A 14,625-nucleotide genomic window follows, 5' to 3' on the forward strand; every position below is an offset into this window, starting at 1 on the left:
ATCATCAGGAGCTGTTCCCATGTGTTCGATCTTCGGAATGTTCGGCCTGCAGGCCGGCGATGACCTCACCGCGCTGCGCCGCCACGCGCTGGACCTGTCGCAGCGCCAGCGCCATCGCGGCCCGGACTGGAGCGGGGTATACGTCGACGACGGCGCCATCCTGGTCCATGAGCGGCTGGCCATCGTCGACCCGGCTGGCGGCTCGCAGCCGCTGCTGTCCGACGACGGCAGCCTGGCCCTGGCGGTCAACGGCGAGATCTACAACCACCGCGAGCTCAAGGCCGAACTGACCCAGCCGTATGCCTTCCAGACCGGCTCGGACTGCGAGGTGATCAACGCGCTGTACCAGCAGGACACCCCGGCGTCGTACCTGAACCGCCTCAACGGCATTTTCGCGTTCGCGCTGTGGGACAGGACCCAGAAGCGCGTGCTGATCGCGCGTGATCCGATCGGGGTGGTACCGTTGTACTGGGGCCACGACAAGGACGGCCGCCTGCGGGTCGCCTCGGAACTGAAGTCGCTGGTGGACACCTGCGCCGACGCCGCGCAGTTCCCGCCGGGCCACTGGTACGACAGCGCCACCGACACGCTCACCCGCTATTACGAGCGCCCGTGGCGCGAGTACGACGCCGTGGAAGGCGTCGAGGCCGACCGCGTCGCGCTGCGTGAAGCATTCGAGCGCGCCGTGCACCGCCAGCTGATGACCGACGTGCCGTACGGCGTACTGCTTTCCGGTGGCCTCGACTCCTCGCTCGTTGCTGCCGTGGCCGCGCGCTATGCGCGCCACCGCATCGAAGACGGCGACCAGAGCGAAGCCTGGTGGCCGCGCCTGCACTCGTTCGCGATCGGCCTGAAGGGTTCGCCCGACCTGGCCGCCGCTGCCATCGCCGCCGAAGCACTCGGCACCGTCCACCACGGCTTCGAGTACACCTTCGAGGAGGGGTTGGATGCACTGCCCGACGTGATCCGCCACGTGGAAACCTACGACGTCACCACCATCCGCGCCTCCACGCCGATGTTCCTGCTGGCGCGGCGGATCAAGGCAATGGGGGTGAAGATGGTGCTCTCGGGCGAGGGCAGCGACGAGATCTTCGGCGGCTACCTGTACTTCCACAAGGCACCCAACGCCCGTGAATTCCACGAAGAGCTGGTGCGCAAGCTGGATGCGCTCAACAATTACGACTGCCTGCGCGCCAACAAATCGATGATGGCCTGGGGCGTGGAGCCGCGCGTGCCGTTCCTGGACCGCGAATTCCTCGACGTGGCCATGCGCATCGATGCGCGCCACAAGATGGTCGGGCAGGGCGGCGATGGAACGCGCCGAATCGAGAAGGCGGTGCTGCGCGAAGCGTTCGAAGGCTACCTGCCCGAGTCCATCCTCTGGCGGCAGAAGGAGCAGTTCAGCGATGGCGTGGGGTATGGCTGGATCGATGGGCTCAAGGCCCATGCCGAAGCGCAGATCAGCGACCGGGTGATGGCTGCGGCGGACAAGCGCTTCGTGCACAACCCGCCGCAGACCAAGGAAGCCTACTTCTACCGCCACGTGTTCGAGCAGTATTTCCCCACCCAGGCCGCGGCCGAAACCGTGCCGGGTGGCAAGTCGATTGCCTGTTCCTCGCCGGCCGCCATCGCCTGGGACGCCAGTTTCGCCAGCATGGCCGACCCCTCCGGCCGCGCCGTCGCCGGCGTGCATGAGCAGGCGTTGGCTTAGGCCAACGCGGGTAGCGCCGGCCGTTGGCCGGCCCAGGCGGACGTTGCATCGTTCATGGGGGCCGGCCAACGGCCGGCGCTACCGGGTAACATCGCTTCCTCATGCATTGGGGAATGTTCATGGACGTACAGACCGGAGGCAGCGTGCCGCGAATGAAGTGGGGGTGGCACTACCTGGCCTGGGCCGGGATTCCGCTGGCGATCGGCCTTGCGCTGGCGCGTTACGCCGGCCCCAAGCTGCCGGCCGTGGCCAGCAAGGCCGAACCGGTGGTGGGCAGCGACTGGGCCCACCACCTGGCCTCGCCACTGGGCCTGTTCCTGCTGCAACTGCTGGTGCTGCTGGTGGTGGCCAAGGGCGCTGGCGCGTTGTTGAAGCGGCTGGGCCAGCCGGCGGTGATCGGCGAGATGGCCGCCGGCCTGATGATGGGGCCGCTGGTGCTGGGCAGCCTGCTGCCGGGCCTGCACGGCGCATTGTTCCCGGCCAGCTCGCTCGGCCCGCTGGGCATGCTCAGCCAGCTGGGTATGTTGATGTTCCTGCTGGTGGCCGGTGCCGAGCTCGACCTCGGCGGGCTGCGCGGCCGCCGCCGTTTCGCCTTCACCGTCAGCCATGCCGGCATCGCCGTGCCGTTCGTGCTGGGCGTGCTGCTGGCGATCTGGCTGTACCCCGAGCATGGCCCGCAGGGCGTGGGTTTCACGGCCTTCGCGCTGTTCGTGGGTATCTCGCTCAGCATTACCGCATTCCCGGTGCTGCTGCGGATACTGGCCGACCGCGGCATCACCCATACCCCGCTGGGGCAGACCGCCATTGCCTGCGCCGCGCTCGGCGATGCCACTGCATGGTGCCTGCTGGCGCTGATCGTGGCGGCGGCGCAGGCCACCGGCTGGGTGCCGGCCAGCCTCAGCCTGCTGTGCGTGGTGGTGTTCAGTGCGCTGATGCTGGGCGTGGTCAAACCGTGGTTCTCGCGCCAGGTCATCACACCGGGCAGCGAAGGCCGTTGGCTGCTGGGCATGCTGCTGCTGTCGCTGGGCAGCGCACTGGTGACTGAAGTGCTGGGCATCCATGCGCTGTTCGGCGCGTTCGCCGCCGGCGTGGCGGTATCGTCCAATACGCAGCTGCGTGCGCTGTTGATCGCCAAGGTCGAACCGTTCGCGGTGACCCTGCTGCTGCCGTTGTTCTTCGCCATGACCGGCCTGCGCATGCGGGCCGATGCGCTGCAGGGCAGTGATCTGCTGCTGTGTGCGGTGGTGGTCGCGGTGGCCACGCTGGGCAAGCTGTTCGGGACCTGGAGCTCGGCGCGCAGCGCAGGCATGGACAATCACGAGGCCTGGAAGCTGGGCGCGCTGATGAACACCCGCGGCCTGATGGAGCTGATCGTGCTCAACCTGGGGTACGAGCTCGGCTTCCTCGGCGACCGCCTGTTCGCGGTGCTGGTGATCATGGCGCTGGTGACCACCGCCATGACCGGCCCGTTGCTGAGCGCGATGGAACGCCGCCGCAAGGCCTGACCCGGGCACCACAGGTAGAGCCGGGCTCTGCCCGGCTCCACGTAGGCCCGGATCCGATCGACAGCCGGGCAGAGCCCGGCGCTACCTCGGCTCCAGCCGCAAGGTGTACTGCGTGGCCCCTGGCAGGAACGGTGTGGGCCTGCCGTGCACCCAATCCTCATGGCCCGCGCCCCAGAACGGCGACAGCGGGTGGCCACTCTGGCCACCGGGCATGTGGACGATGCCCTGGTCCTCGTGCCCGGGTGATACCACCATGCGTTGCGAAGCACCAAAGGACGGGCCCTGCACGCGCGGCAGGTTGCTGTCGCCGGGCAACGCATCTGCTGGCATGCACAGCCACGGCCGGGCGAAAGCGGGCAGGGCGCGGCTGATCGGGTGGCAGATGGCGGCCGTGTTGCGCTCCCCCCAGGTACGCTGGGACAGGTCCGGTCCCTTTTCGGCCAGCTCCGTTTCCGCCTGCCGCGCCGCATCGGCCAGCAGCGCGTTCCAGTCGGGGTACGGTGCCGGCAGCAGATGCGCGGGCCGCTCGGTCACCAGCGGCCACAGCACGCCTTCGATCTGCGACAGCTTCGGCTCCAGGTAGTTTTCGCCCAATGACTGCTTTGGCTGCGCCAGCAGGCCAGCGGTCACGATCTCCTGCACCTTGGTGCGGAACGCGCGCGTGACCCGGTAGCTCACCGCATCGGCCGAGGCGCGTCCCTCCCAGCGGCCGCTGGCAACGGCCAGGCGCTTCAGTGCCGGGTCGTCGCTGTGTTCGACCACCTGACGAAGCACGGTCCACCAGCGTTCCAGGAACACCGCGCGATCGTCCAGCTGGATGGCCAGCAGATCCTTCTCGCTGAAGCGTTGCTTCGCGTTGAGGTCATCGCGGATCTGCTGCCCACGCGCGCCCAGGTCATAGCCGGCGTTGCCGGCCACCGCCAGGTCGGCGCCGTCCAGCACGCGGCCGTTGGCGGTCCACAGCCGCTGCGTGGGCGGGTCGATCAACGCAGGCGAATGGTCGCTGCGGATCGACCACGGGGTGCAACTGGCCGGCGCAATGGTGGTGAACCCGTTGGGCGGGCAGTCGGCCGCGCGGTCCGGCCGCGCACCGATCAACCGCCAGGCAATGCGTCCGTGCGCGTCGGCCAGCAGCAGGTTCTGGGTGGGAATGCCGGCGCGGTCGGCGATCTGCAGCGCATCGTCGAGGTCGGCGGCGCGGGCCATGTCGGCGAAACCCATGCTGACCGCGCCAGGCAGCTGTGCGGTCCAGCGCAGCGCTTGGCCACTGCCATCGGCGCGCTCGTGCAGGATCGGGCCCCAGGCGGTCTCGCGCACGCGCAGGATCACCGTGGCACCACCGGCCACGCGGATGGGCTCCTCGTGCACCCTGATGCCCTCCGCGCCCGCAGGCACAGGGATGAAGTCGGCGTTGTCGATGTAGCTGTTGGTGAAGCCCCAGGCCACATGGCCGTTGCTGCCAACCACGATCGCCGGCAGCCCGGGCAACGAGAAGCCGCTGGCGTCCACGCGGCCGCCGGGTGCAGCGGGGTCGGGGTAGCGTAGCCGTACCCGGAACCACAGGTTCGGCGCCCGCAGGCCCAGATGCATGTCGTCGGCGAGGATCGCCCGGCCATCGGCGGTCAACGCACCGGCCACCGCGAAATTGTTGCTGCCATGCACCTCCTGCTCCACTCCCGGGACAGGCGGCGACGCTGGGGCGCCACGCAACCCGAACTCATCCGCCTTCGGCAGCACTGCATTCCCACGCGCCTCGCCAAACAAGGGCGCATCCCATTCGCTGCCCTCGTGGCTGAGCAGCGCATACAACGCCGGCGGCGCCACCTCACGGATCCGGCGCATGGCCAGTTCGTTCTCGTTGGCGGGGTCCTGCAGGTCCGCGTACATGGCCAGCCCGGCCAGCACCGAATCGGTGGCGGTCCATGCAGTGGGGGCCTGGCGCAGCAGCAGGTAAGGCCATGGGCGGACGCGCAGGCTGTCCAGACCACGGTTGACGCCCTCCACGTAGGCCTGCACCACCTGCGGGCGCTCGCCCAGCGCCTGCGCCAGATGGGCGTCGGTGCGGGCGCGCAGGCGGTGTACGCGCATGCGCTGGTCGGTGGGCACGGCGGCTGACCCGAACAGCTCGGAAAGCTCACCGGCAGCAGCGCGGCGCATCAGGTCCATTTCGAAATAGCGTTCCTGCGCGTGTACCAGCCCCAATGCCCGCATCGCATCGGCCTCGCTGGTGGCATCGATGGTGACCACACCGAGCGCATCGCGGCTGATGCTGACCCTGGCCTGCAACCCGGCAACGGGCTGTTCGCCCTCCAGTGCGGGCAGGCTGCCCCGCAGCAGGGCCCAGGCAACGCCGATCACGACGGCCACGATCCCGACCAGCACCACCAACGCCCATGCACTTCGCTTCAACCAACGACGCATTCCACGCTCCCCGATCACGGTAATGCCGGGCCTGGTCCGGCAATGAATCCACTGCGACGCGCCGACCCCATCTGCGCCTGCGCATGCAACTGATTCCGATTAGATCACGCCGATCCGGGATAGGGCACCATGGCCCCATCGATTTACAGGAGCTTGCCCATGAAAGGCCATCCCGACGTCATTGAATGCCTGAAGGAACTGCTGCGCGGCGAACTCGCCGCGCGCGACCAGTACTTCATCCACTCGCGCCGCTACGAGGACCAGGGTCTGTTCGCGCTGTACGAGCGGCTCGGCCACGAGATGGAGGAGGAGACCCAGCACGCCGACGCGCTGCTGCGCCGGATCCTGTTCCTGGGCGGCAACCCGGACATGCGCCCGCACGGCTTCGAGCCGGGCGTGACCGTGGAGGAAATGCTGCAGAAGGATTTGGACACCGAATACAGCGTGCGCAACAACCTGGCCGCCGGCATGAAGCTGTGCGAACAGCGCCAGGATTACGTGAGCCGCGACATGCTGCTGGTCCAGCTCAAGGACACCGAAGAAGACCACGCCTGGTGGCTGGAACAGCAGCTGGGCCTGATCAAGCGCATCGGCCTGGCCCTGTACCAGACCAGCAAGATGGAAGCGAAGGGCGCGCCGTCGCATTGATGCGCCGCGTGCCGACCAACGGTCGGCACCTACCGGTAGCGCCGGCCGTTGGCCGGCCCACGCAACTCGTCTGCCAGCCAGCCAATCGCCAGCCAGCGACGAAAAAAAAACCGGGGAAATCCCCGGTTTTTTTGTGGGCGACGCCCACATGCTTTCAATGCGGTATCCGGATCATCCTGTTACGTGCACAGGATGATCCGGATACCGCATTGAAAGCGGGTGCATTCCGACCGGCATGCCGGTTTCCCAAAAAAACGGCCGGGATTTCCCGGCCGCTCTTCAAACCCTGCCTCAACCCACCATCATTCCACCGCCAGTGCATCCACCTTCTGCCACCCACGCGGCAACAGGTGCCCACGGCTGGCGCGGCTGCCGAGGTAGGCCTCCAGGTCCTTGTACGACAGGTTCATGGTGCGCTGCCCGCTGCGCACCAGCAGGGTGTTGCCCGGGCCCACCGCCACCACCGCGACCACGCGCTCGGTGGCCAGCTTGGCCTTGGGGATCTCGATGATCTTGTTGCCCTTGCCCTTGTCCAGTTCCGGCAGGTCGCTGGCCGGGATGGCCAGCAGGTTGCCCGAGCTGGTCACCGCCACGATGCGGTCGGTGTCCGGGTTGGCCACCACGGCCGGGGTCAGCACCTTCGAACCGGAGGTCAGGTTGAGCATCGCCTTGCCGGCCTTGTTGCGCCCGGTCAGGTTCTCGAAGCGGGTCACGAAGCCATAGCCGTGCGTGGACGCCAGCACGAAGCGGGTGGCGTTCTCGCCGCTGGCCAGGGTCATGAAGGCACTGCCCGGGGCTGGCGAGAAGCGGCCGGTGAGCGGCTCGCCGTTGCCACGTGCCGAGGGCAGGGTATGCACCAGCGTGGAGTAGGCGCGGCCTTCGCTGTCCAGGAACGCCACCTGCTGCGTGCTGCGTGCACGCACCGCGCCCAGCAGTGCATCGCCGTCGCGGTAGGACAGGGTGGACGGGTCCATGTCGTGGCCCTTGGCCGCACGGATCCAGCCCTTCTCGGACAGCACCACGGTCATCGGCTCGCTCGGCACCAGTTCGGCCTCGTCGATCGCCTGGGCCGCACCACGCTGCACCAGCGGCGAACGGCGCGCATCGCCGAACTTCTTCGCGTCGGCCACCAGCTCGTCGCGGATCAGCTTGCGCAGCTTGGCCTTGCTGTCCAGGATCGACTGGATCTTGTCGCGCTCTTTGGCCAGCTCGTCCTGCTCGCCGCGGATCTTCATTTCTTCCAGGCGGGCCAGCTGCTTGAGCTTGGTTTCCAGGATGTATTCGGCCTGGTCGTCGCTCAGGTCGAAGCGCGCGATCAGCGCCCGCTTGGGCTCGTCCTCGGTGCGGATGATGTGGATCACTTCATCCAGGTTGAGGAAGGCCACCAGCAGGCCTTCCAACAGGTGCAGGCGGCGCTCGACCTTTTCCAGGCGGTGGGTGAGGCGGCGGGTCACGGTGGTGCCGCGGAACTGCAGCCACTCGCTGAGCAGCGCCTTCAGGTTCTTCACCTGCGGACGCCCGTCCAGCCCGATGACGTTCATGTTGACCCGGTAGCTGCGCTCCAGGTCGGTGGTCGCGAACAGGTGGCCCATCAGCTGTTCGGCGTCGACGCGGTTCGAGCGCGGTATCAGCACCACCCGCACCGGGTTGGCGTGGTCGGATTCGTCGCGGATGTCTTCCAGCCACGGCAGCTTCTTGGCGCGCATCTGCGCGGCGATCTGCTCGATCACCTTCGACGGCGACACCTGGTACGGCAACGCGTTGATCACGATGTTGGTGCCTTCCTTGAGGAAGGTCGAGCGCGCGCGAACGCTGCCGTAGCCGGTTTCGTACATGGTGCGCAGGTCGGCGGCCGGGGTGATGATCTCGGCCGCGCTCGGGTAATCCGGGCCCTTCACGTGCTCGAGCAGGTCGCCGATGCTGGCCTCGGGATCATCCAGCAGGTGCAGCAGCGCGCTGACGATCTCGTTGAGGTTGTGCGGCGGCACGTCGGTGGCCATGCCCACGGCGATGCCGGTGGTGCCGTTGAGCAGCAGGTGTGGCAGGCGCGCCGGCATCCAGGTCGGCTCTTCCAGGGTGCCGTCGAAGTTCGGGGTCCAGTCGGTTGTGCCCTGGTTGATTTCGCCCAGCAGCACTTCGGCGATCGGGGTCAGCTTGGATTCGGTGTAGCGCATCGCTGCGAACGACTTGGGATCATCGGTGGAACCGAAGTTGCCCTGGCCTTCGATCAGCGGGTAGCGGTACGAGAACGGCTGGGCCATCAGCACCAACGCTTCGTAACAGGCGCTGTCGCCATGCGGATGGTATTTGCCGATGACGTCGCCGACGGTGCGCGCGGACTTCTTCGGCTTGGAGGCGGCGTTCAGGCCCAGTTCGCTCATCGCATAGATGATGCGGCGCTGCACCGGCTTGAGACCGTCGCCGATGAACGGCAGCGCACGGTCCAGGACCACGTACATCGAATAGTCCAGATACGCCCGTTCGGCGTATTCACGCAGGGGCAGCTGTTCAAAGCCGTGGAAAACGGGGCGGGCTAGATCGGTCATGCGGGATTGTTACCTGTGGCAAGGGACGGCGACGGCTCTCGCCCTCGCAGGCGGTCGATTATCCGGATGCGGCGGGGGATGCCAAGCCATGTGAAGAATTGGGTGCCCGCGGGGCAGCGTTCTGAATGGGGCAACACTGTATTTGCTTCCAGATTGAATATTTCCATTGAGAAATATATTTTCCGGAAGTAAAGTGCGTCCCCATGATCTGCCCCGACCCCACCACGCCTCCCAGCCTTGGGCTGTTGCTGCGCCAGGTCCGCGATGGCCTGATGCGTCAGCTGGACGTGTCCATGGCCGAGGAAAACCTCGATATCGGCTTCACCCACTACCTGGGCCTGAAGGTGCTGTCGTTCCGCGCGCCGTGCACCGCCAATGAACTGGCCCAGGCGCTGGACCAGGTGCCCAGCGCGGTGACCCGGCTGCTGGACAAGCTGGAGGCGCTGGGCTGTGTGCGCCGTGAGCCGCACGCGCAGGACCGGCGGGCGTTGCAGATCGTATTGACCGACCAGGGCCGCCAGCTGTGGGCTCGGTTGAAGCAGCGGGGCGATGCGGTGATGGACGACGCCATGCGCGACCTGTCCGCCGACGAGCGCGCCCTGCTGCTTTCCCTGTTGACCCGTGTTCGCGACTCCCTGACGACGCCATGACTTCCCAAACTGATCGCACCTCACTGCTGCGCCCGCTGCGGCCGGCGCTGCTGTCCGTCCTTGCGCTGGCGCTGGCCGCCTGTGCCAGCACCGGTGGCCTGCAACCGCACGGCCAGCTGCTCGACGCCGACAGCCTGCAGGCCCAACGCACCCTGGCCGGCCACGCGCTGAGCCCTTCGGCATTCCCGGCCACCGACTGGTGGCGGGCGCTGAACGATCCACAACTGGACGCGCTGATTGCCGAAGGCCTGCAGCGCAATCCGGGCCTGGACGCAGCCGATGCGCGCCTGCGCCAGGCGCGTGCCCAGATCGGCACCGCACGCGCCGACCGCCTGCCCAGCGTGTCCGCTTCCGGCGGCTACACGGGCGTGCGCCTGCCCGAATCGATGGTCGGTGACGAGCTCGGCGGCAGTTACGCCGGTAGCGGCCAGGCCTACCTGAGCGTCAGCTACGGCGTGGACCTGTGGGGCGGCAAGCGCGCTTCGTGGGAAGCGGCAGTGGATAGCGGCCATGCCGCCGAGGTCGACGCACAGGCCGCGCGCCTGAACCTGTCGGCCGGCATCGCAGAAGCGTACGCGCAGCTTGGCTACGCCTGGCAGCTGCACGACGTGGCCAGTGAAGAGCTGGAGCGGTCGCAGAAGACCCTGGCCCTGACCCGCCAGCGCCGTGCGGCGGGCATCGACAGCGACCTGCAGACGCGCCAGGCCGAAGCCCGCATCCCGGCCGCGCAGCAGCAGTTGCAGGCCGCGCAGCAGCAGATCGACGAAGCGCGCACCGCGCTGGCCGCGCTGGTCGGGCAGGGCCCGGACCGGGGCCTGCAGATCGAGCGACCGCAGGTGCTCAATCCGCTGGCGCTGCAGCTGCCGGGCGTGCTGCCCAGCGAGCTGCTGGGCCGTCGCCCGGATATCGTGGCGGCGCGCTGGCGCGTGGAAGCGGCCGGCCGCGAGATCGACGCCGCCAAGGCGAAGTTCTACCCCAGCCTCAACCTCACCGCGCTTGGCGGGGTGGTGGCCAGCGAAGTGGACCAGTTGCTCAAGAGCGGCTCGACCTTCGCCTTCATCGGCCCGGCGCTGAGCCTGCCGATCTTCGACGGTGGCCGCCTGCGCGCCAACCTGGACAAGACCGACGCCCAGTACGACCTGGCCGTGGCGAACTACAACCAGTCGGTGGTCGATGCGCTGCACGAGGTGGCCGACCAGGTCACAGCGGTGCGCTCGCTGGCCGACCAGGCTGCTTCGCAGGCGCAGGCCGTCAGCACCGCGCGTGCCGCCCACGACCTGGCGCAGCAGCGCTACAAGGCCGGCATCGGCAGCTACCTGGACGTGCTCAGCGTGGAAGCGCAGTTGCTGCAGTCGCAGCAGCAGCTGGCGTCGCTGCAGTCGCGGCAGATCCTTGTTTCGGTGCGACTGAGCCAGGCACTCGGCGGCGGGTTCACCCCGTCCGGCGACACCGCCACGCTCGCCACCGCCCCCGAATCCACGCATTCCTGAGACAACTTCCATGAGCCAGACTTCCGCTCCCGCTGCCGCCCCGGCAGCTCCTTCCCGTCGTGGCAAGCTGCTGCGTGGCCTGCTGGCCATCGTGGTGCTGCTGATCGCTGCCGCAGCGCTGTGGTACTTCATGTTCGGCCGCTGGTTCGAAGAAACCGACGACGCATACGTGCAGGGCAACCAGGTACAGATCACCCCGTTGATCACCGGTACCGTGGTGGCGATCAACGCCGATGACGGCATGCGCGTCGAGCGCGGCCAGCTGCTGGTGCAGCTGGATCCGGCCGACACCGAAGTGGCACTGCAGCAGGCCCGCGCCAACCTGGCCAGGACCGTGCGCCAGACCCGTGGTCTGTATCGCAGTGTGGAAGGTGCGCAGGCGGAATTGAACGCGCGCCAGGTCACCCTCAACCGCGTCCGCGAAGACTTCGCCCGTCGCAAGGGGTTGGCCTCCACCGGTGCGATCTCCGACGAAGAGCTGGCCCATGCCCGCACCGAACTGGCGGCGGCCGAAGCGGCCGTGGCCGGGTCGCGCGAAACCTTCGAGCGCAGCAATGCGCTGGTCGACGACACCGTGATTGCCACCCAGCCGGACGTTGAAGCCGCGGCCGCGCAGCTGCGCCAGGCCTACCTCAACAACGCCCGCGCCGGTATCGTCGCGCCGGTCACCGGTTACGTCGCCCGTCGCTCGGTGCAGGTGGGCCAGCGCGTGCAGCCGGGTACCGCGCTGATGGCGGTGGTGCCGACCGAACAGATGTGGGTGGAAGCCAACTTCAAGGAAACCCAGCTGCGCCACATGCGCCTGGGCCAGGAAGTGGAGCTGCGCTCGGACCTGTACGGCGGTGACGTGAAGTACAAGGGCCGCATCGACAGCCTGGGCCTGGGCACCGGCTCGGCGTTCTCGCTGCTGCCGGCGCAGAACGCCAGCGGCAACTGGATCAAGATCGTGCAGCGCGTTCCGGTGCGCATCGCCATCGATGCCAGGCAGCTGGCCGACAACCCGCTGCGCATCGGCCTGTCGATGAAGGCCGAAGTGAGCCTGCGCGACCAGAAGGGCACCGTGCTGCCGACCACCCCGGCCCAGGGCCAGGTGTTCGACACCGACGTGTATGCCAAGCAGCTGCACAGCGCTGACGATGTGATCCACGAGATCATCCAGAGCAACCTGCCGCGCCAGACCAAGGCGAGCTGAGGTATCCATGTCCGCACAAGCTCCCGCCGCGCCCGGCCTGCCGGGCTCGCCGTCGGCGCCAGGTGCGACCGGCGCGTTCCGGCCGGCCAACGTGGCGCTGTGTACGGCAGGCCTGGCCATGGCCTCGTTCATGCAGGTGCTCGACACCACCATCGCCAACGTGTCGCTGCCGACCATCGCCGGCAACCTGGGCGCCAGTTCGCAGCAGGCGACCTGGGTCATCACCTCGTTCGCGGTCAGTACCGCCATCGCGCTGCCGCTGACCGGCTGGCTGAGCCGTCGTTTCGGTGAAACCAAGCTGTTCATCTGGGCGACGCTGTCGTTCGTGATCGCCTCGCTGCTGTGCGGCCTGGCACAGAGCATGGGCATGCTGGTGGTGTCGCGCGCGCTGCAGGGTTTCGTGGCCGGGCCGATGTACCCGATCACGCAGTCGCTGCTGGTCTCGATCTACCCCCGCGAGAAACGCGGGCAGGCGCTGGCGCTGCTGGCGATGATCACGGTGGTGGCACCGATCTGCGGCCCGATCCTGGGCGGCTGGATCACCGACAACTACAGCTGGGAATGGATCTTCCTGATCAACGTGCCGCTGGGCATCTTCGCGGCGCTGGTGGTGGGCAACCAGTTGAAGGGGCGCCCAGAGCATATTGAAAAACCGAAAATGGATTACGTGGGCCTGATCACGCTGGTCATCGGCGTGGGTGCGCTGCAGCTGGTGCTCGACCTGGGCAACGACGAAGACTGGTTCAGTTCGCCGATGATCGTGATGCTGGCCTGCATTTCGGTGGTGGCGCTGGCGGTGTTCCTGATCTGGGAGCTGACCGACAAGGATCCGATCGTGGACCTGCGGCTGTTCCGCCACCGCAACTTCCGCGCCGGCACGCTGGCGATGGTGGTGGCGTATGCCGCGTTCTTCAGCGTTTCGCTGTTGATCCCGCAGTGGCTGCAGCGCGACATGGGCTACACGGCGATCTGGGCGGGCCTGGCAACGGCGCCGATCGGCATCCTGCCGGTGATCATGACGCCGTTCGTAGGCAAGTACGCATCCCGGTTCGACATGCGCTGGATCGCGTCGTTCGCGTTCGTGTTCCTGTCCTTCACCAGTTTCCTGCGTTCGGGCTTCAACCTGCAGGTGGACTTCGCGCATGTGGCGGGGGTGCAGCTGATCATGGGTATTGGTGTTGCGCTGTTCTTCATGCCGGTGCTGCAGATCCTGCTTTCCGACCTGGACGGCCGCGAGATCGCGGCGGGCTCGGGCCTGGCCACCTTCCTGCGCACGCTGGGCGGCAGTTTCGCGGCGTCGCTGACGACGTGGCTGTGGGCGCGGCGGACGCAGGAGCACCATGCGCACCTCACCGAAAGCATTTCCGGCTACACGCCGGGCATGCAGGAGAAGGTGGCAGCGATGGGGCAGGGCGACCTGCAGCACGGTGCAGCGGCGTTGAACAACATCATCAACCACCAGGCATCGCAGATGGGCTTCAACGACATCTTCTTCCTGCTGGGCTGGATCTTCCTGGCGATCATCGCCTTCCTGTGGCTGGCCAAGCCGCCGTTCGGCGCCGGCGCAGGCGCGGCCTCGGCCGGCGGGCACTGAACCTGGTGCTTTACGAAAACCCGCCGAAAGGCGGGTTTTTTGCGTCTGACCGTGGTGCCGGGCTCTGCCCGGCTTCATGCATTCGAGCGAACAGCTTGTGGTCTGCGCGTGTCACTGGTTTGGGCCGACGGGTGCGGGTTTGCGGGACACGCCGTGAATCCGTCCTTGGACGCTTGTAGAAAATATCCATGTTTTCTACAGTCCCGCAAACCCACCCCCGCCGACCCTCCGACAGTTGGCCGGCGGCCAAGGGAAACGCGGAATGCCGACCAAAGGTCGGCATTCATAGGCGCCGCGCCGGTAGGGTTGGCTCCCAATCAACCGCCGTCAACGTATCAACGTTCGGTTACGCATGACCCAAATCGAGACCAATTGACGGCCAACGGCCGTCCCTGCGTTTCCAATGGCAACGACACACCGTCAAAAGGTGGGTCGGGGTGTGTTTGTGGGGGTGTAGAAAACATGGATGTTTTCTACAAGCCTCCATGGGTGAAGGCGCACTGCTTGCGAGGCACTGCCTCGCGTGCGACTGAACGCCCAGCCGCTGGCGGCTGGGCCGGGCCCCGGAGGGGGATTCACGGCGTCCCCCACGAACCCGCCCCGACCCGCCTAAGCCAGAGATCGCATCAGCCACTGGCTGTTCGCCCAAATGCATGAAGCCGGGCAACGCCCGGCGCCAGGCGAACAATCGCAATCACGACAGCCACGCAGGGCGTGGCTCTACGTCGTTGTGTGCAATCGGACAGGTAATGATCCATCGCGCGGTTGCGGATTACCCACGCAAACCCCGGAAACGAAAAAACCCGCTTTCGCGGGTTTGATCATTTACTGAGTCATGGTGCCCAGGAGAGGACTCGAACCTCCACGA

9 protein-coding genes are annotated in these 14,625 nt (G+C 67.2%); 7 read left to right on the forward strand and 2 right to left on the reverse strand.

Annotated features, from left to right (window positions below):
- Nucleotides 1-19: 19 nt before the first annotated feature.
- Nucleotides 20-1,711, forward strand: coding sequence for an asparagine synthase B (gene asnB, locus J7J08_RS02245; RefSeq protein WP_214901110.1), 1,692 nt, complete (start codon nucleotides 20-22; stop codon nucleotides 1,709-1,711).
- Between the two features lie 113 nt (nucleotides 1,712-1,824).
- Nucleotides 1,825-3,216 (forward strand): cation:proton antiporter, encoded by a 1,392-nt coding sequence (locus J7J08_RS02250; protein ID WP_214901111.1) that lies wholly within the window; start codon nucleotides 1,825-1,827, stop codon nucleotides 3,214-3,216.
- 81 nt (nucleotides 3,217-3,297) lie between these two features.
- Here the strand turns inward: J7J08_RS02250 and J7J08_RS02255 are convergent, their stop codons facing one another.
- A complete protein-coding gene (locus J7J08_RS02255) occupies nucleotides 3,298-5,637 on the reverse strand; it encodes a penicillin acylase family protein (protein WP_214901112.1) in 2,340 nt (779 codons plus the stop codon).
- A 159-nt stretch (nucleotides 5,638-5,796) separates the two neighbouring features.
- Between J7J08_RS02255 and bfr the strand changes: the two genes are divergently transcribed.
- A complete protein-coding gene (gene bfr / locus J7J08_RS02260) occupies nucleotides 5,797-6,285 on the forward strand; it encodes a bacterioferritin (protein WP_214901113.1) in 489 nt (162 codons plus the stop codon).
- Nucleotides 6,286-6,587: 302 nt separating this feature from the next.
- On the opposite strand, the gene parC is transcribed toward bfr, so the two are convergent.
- Nucleotides 6,588-8,831, reverse strand: a complete 2,244-nt coding sequence (parC, locus tag J7J08_RS02265) for a DNA topoisomerase IV subunit A (protein WP_214901114.1) — start codon at nucleotides 8,829-8,831, stop codon at nucleotides 6,588-6,590.
- 203 nt (nucleotides 8,832-9,034) lie between these two features.
- Between parC and J7J08_RS02270 the strand changes: the two genes are divergently transcribed.
- The 4 genes from J7J08_RS02270 to J7J08_RS02285 are packed head-to-tail and all read left to right on the forward strand — an operon-like array spanning nucleotide 9,035 to nucleotide 13,757.
- On the forward strand, nucleotides 9,035-9,481 hold the full coding sequence (locus J7J08_RS02270) for a MarR family transcriptional regulator (protein WP_214901115.1): 447 nt from the start codon (nucleotides 9,035-9,037) through the stop codon (nucleotides 9,479-9,481).
- Nucleotides 9,478-10,971: an efflux transporter outer membrane subunit gene (locus J7J08_RS02275; protein ID WP_214901117.1), complete on the forward strand. Its 1,494-nt coding sequence runs from the start codon at nucleotides 9,478-9,480 to the stop codon at nucleotides 10,969-10,971. The genes J7J08_RS02270 and J7J08_RS02275 overlap by 4 nt, the downstream gene beginning before the upstream one ends.
- Nucleotides 10,972-10,981: 10 nt before the next feature.
- The gene (gene emrA, locus J7J08_RS02280; protein ID WP_214901119.1) at nucleotides 10,982-12,163 is read left to right on the forward strand and encodes a multidrug efflux MFS transporter periplasmic adaptor subunit EmrA; all 1,182 of its coding nucleotides are present in this window, start codon (nucleotides 10,982-10,984) and stop codon (nucleotides 12,161-12,163) included.
- Between the two features lie 7 nt (nucleotides 12,164-12,170).
- Nucleotides 12,171-13,757, forward strand: a complete 1,587-nt coding sequence (locus J7J08_RS02285; protein WP_214901121.1) for a DHA2 family efflux MFS transporter permease subunit — start codon at nucleotides 12,171-12,173, stop codon at nucleotides 13,755-13,757.
- Nucleotides 13,758-14,625: the final 868 nt, after the last annotated feature.

Origin of the sequence: Stenotrophomonas sp. ISL-67 (assembly GCF_018612915.1) — a bacterium.
Taxonomy (GTDB): domain Bacteria; phylum Pseudomonadota; class Gammaproteobacteria; order Xanthomonadales; family Xanthomonadaceae; genus Stenotrophomonas.